3 protein-coding genes are annotated in these 2,315 nt (G+C 54.3%); all 3 read right to left on the bottom strand.

The window, feature by feature from the left end; translation table 11 throughout:
* Window positions 1-71: 71 nt before the first annotated feature.
* The 3 genes from ACUHMQ_RS20040 to ACUHMQ_RS20030 are packed head-to-tail and all read right to left on the bottom strand — an operon-like array spanning window position 72 to window position 1,488.
* The gene (locus ACUHMQ_RS20040) at window positions 72-461 is read right to left on the bottom strand and encodes a hypothetical protein (protein ID WP_445297219.1); all 390 of its coding nucleotides are present in this window, start codon (window positions 459-461) and stop codon (window positions 72-74) included.
* A gap of 33 nt (window positions 462-494) precedes the next feature.
* Window positions 495-1,208 carry a hypothetical protein gene (locus tag ACUHMQ_RS20035; RefSeq protein ID WP_445297218.1) on the bottom strand — a complete coding sequence of 238 codons (714 nt, stop codon included), beginning with the start codon at window positions 1,206-1,208 and terminating at the stop codon, window positions 495-497.
* Between the two features lie 28 nt (window positions 1,209-1,236).
* Window positions 1,237-1,488 carry an AlpA family transcriptional regulator gene (locus tag ACUHMQ_RS20030; RefSeq protein WP_445297217.1) on the bottom strand — a complete coding sequence of 84 codons (252 nt, stop codon included), beginning with the start codon at window positions 1,486-1,488 and terminating at the stop codon, window positions 1,237-1,239.
* Window positions 1,489-2,315: the final 827 nt, after the last annotated feature.

Genomic DNA, 2,315 nt, shown 5'->3' with positions numbered 1-2,315 from the left:
TTCAGGGGGCTTTTTTATTTAAATAAGAGTAAGAAGAAGAGAGATACGTACGTTATATAGGTAAGCAGGCCCTAGCAGTCCGTTTGATAGTAGTCCTCCGGGGCATACCCATATCCTTGATGACGGAACAGGTTTTCAGGGGTATTCCGGCATCCATTACAGAGCTTACCGTCGTTCAATTCCACTCGCACCGCACGTGCACCCCAGAACGATTGCATGTCTTTATCCATCGGCACCACTTCCAACATGCTCAGCCCTTGGTCGCGCAACCAGCTAGTCACCTCGTAGTTACTGCTTCCCGCCTTCGCTCGATGCGACAGGATTTTTACCGTCTTGCCTTCATTTAACCAGCCTCTCACCCGTAACAGCATCGCATTCACCGGCTCGCCAATCTGATTCGGGAAGCGATCGTTATATCTGGCCAACGTGCCTTCCAGTTCTACACCTATCCATTTACTCATGATCTTGTTCGCTTTCGTCTGTATTTAAAAGGGTTAGGCCTGGGCCGCTTCTGCTTCTGCCGCCTTCTGGCGTTCAAAGCGACGCACATGCATTTGTGCTGGCGTCAGTTCCGGCACACAACCACGGTCCGCCACTTGCAGGCCCGCCCGAATCGCCTCGTCCGGTATCGTCACCGCTTCCTTGCATTGCGCTAACAGCTTGGGCGCTAACTCGCGCCATGCCGCATCCAGGCTCGACTCGTCAAACAAACGCCAGCTGGCATGCCGCCCTTCGCTTTCCAAACAATCCGCCTGCAATTGGAAACCCAGCTTGAGCGCCAGCGGTAACTGGCTAAGCCCAATCTCAATCAGCGCATGGCTATAGCATTCACGTAACCGGTCTTGGGCATCCAATACGCGATACCAATGGATAGAGGCGTCTTCGTCGGCTTCATCTAGTCCCTTTTCCAGTTCACTGGCCAGTTCACGCCAATCTTCCGCCAGCGTATAGGCTGCACGTTCCTGCGCCTTGAGTTCACGGCACTTCGGGCTAAGGTGGCTGGTAAAGCTACGCAGCAAGCCTTTGTTTTCTGCTCTCAGGCGGGCGGCCTCGTTTTCTGCTTCCTGGGCCGATTGCTGATGTGCCGCGATTTCTTTACGTAGCGCCGTACAAACCGCCTGCAAAGGTAAGAAGGCGTCGCGGGCTGCGTGGCATTCTGCTAAAGCCGCTTCAATGGCAGCGCGGTATTCAGGGTGATGTTCAAACATGGGAAGGTTTCCTTAATAGTGGGGTTGATCAGGCTTGGCGTTGGGCGATGCATTGCTGCATCCAGGCAAGGACTTCCGATTCCAGCCATGCCACATTGCGTGAGCCAAGGTGAATCGATTTCGGGAAGTCACGCAGACGCATCGCGTCATACAAGCCAGTGCGAGACAGCCCGCATTTGCTCAGCACTTCCGGCAAACGCATAAAGCGGTCGTGTCGCAAGCTGTCGCCATAAGCCAGATCGTTGGCGGGTTCGTCGTAGGTCGGAGTGAAGTTAGTCATCGCTTAGGGCTTTTTTGTGGGTGCATCCGTATCCGACTGGACCAGATGAGGCGTCGTTGAACGCATGCCGCCAGTATCCGGAACCCGCGCCACCTCGACGAGCAAACCCCATTGTGGGAACACACCACACAATTTCGGGGTGCCATCACCCCCCTAAAACACCGAATCCGACCCCTTTTCCACCCGTTTTTGCACCTCGCTGAGGCAACTTGTCAGGTAAATCGCGTCGTTAACCGCCAGTGATTGCCCCTTTAGCCGCCCACTGCATGCAAATGCATGCCTAGAGTGCATGAATTCGCATGATTTTTTGCACCCCACAAACCCCATTCCGCCCCAGTACTGACGCGGGTTTGAACCCATCATGCAGGTGCATAAAAAACGCCCTATTAAGTGCGCGGGCGTGGCGGGGATACGAGCGCGCGCACAAGGGAGAAACCGCCCGAATTGTGTGAGCTTTCCACACAATAGCGAGTTCGTGCTTCCAATCCCGTCGTGACCGATACTGGCTGTCGAGTTACCACCCTGCTGTTTTAACCCCCGACTCACCCTTTTTAACGACCCCAACAGGCCGTAAGGGGAGCGGCATGCCTAAAGGAGCGGCGATGTCTAGCACTAAATACCCTACTAAATCCGACTTTCTATTGTGTGGATTTCGCGCACAACGGCAATGACGTGCGCCTTCTCTCGCCCCGTTTGATACTGGCTGTCGAGTAGTTCACTGCTGATTTAACCCACCGACGTCACCCTTTTTAAACGACCTCAACAGGCCGTAAGGGGGTCGGCTTGCCCAAAGAAACCGATGGAAACTGTTGCTTACCACGTAGAAA

The organism is Chitinimonas violaceus, assembly GCF_052601015.1.
Note: the sequence above shows the minus strand (reverse complement) of the source record. Positions and strands in the feature narration are given on the sequence as shown.

Coding starts and splice junctions, on each gene's coding strand:
- ACUHMQ_RS20040 (WP_445297219.1), bottom strand. CDS start 461: ATGAGTAAATGGATAGGTGTAGAACTGGAAGGCACGTTGGCCAGATAT.
- ACUHMQ_RS20030 (WP_445297217.1), bottom strand. CDS start 1,488: ATGACTAACTTCACTCCGACCTACGACGAACCCGCCAACGATCTGGCT.
- ACUHMQ_RS20035 (WP_445297218.1), bottom strand. CDS start 1,208: ATGTTTGAACATCACCCTGAATACCGCGCTGCCATTGAAGCGGCTTTA.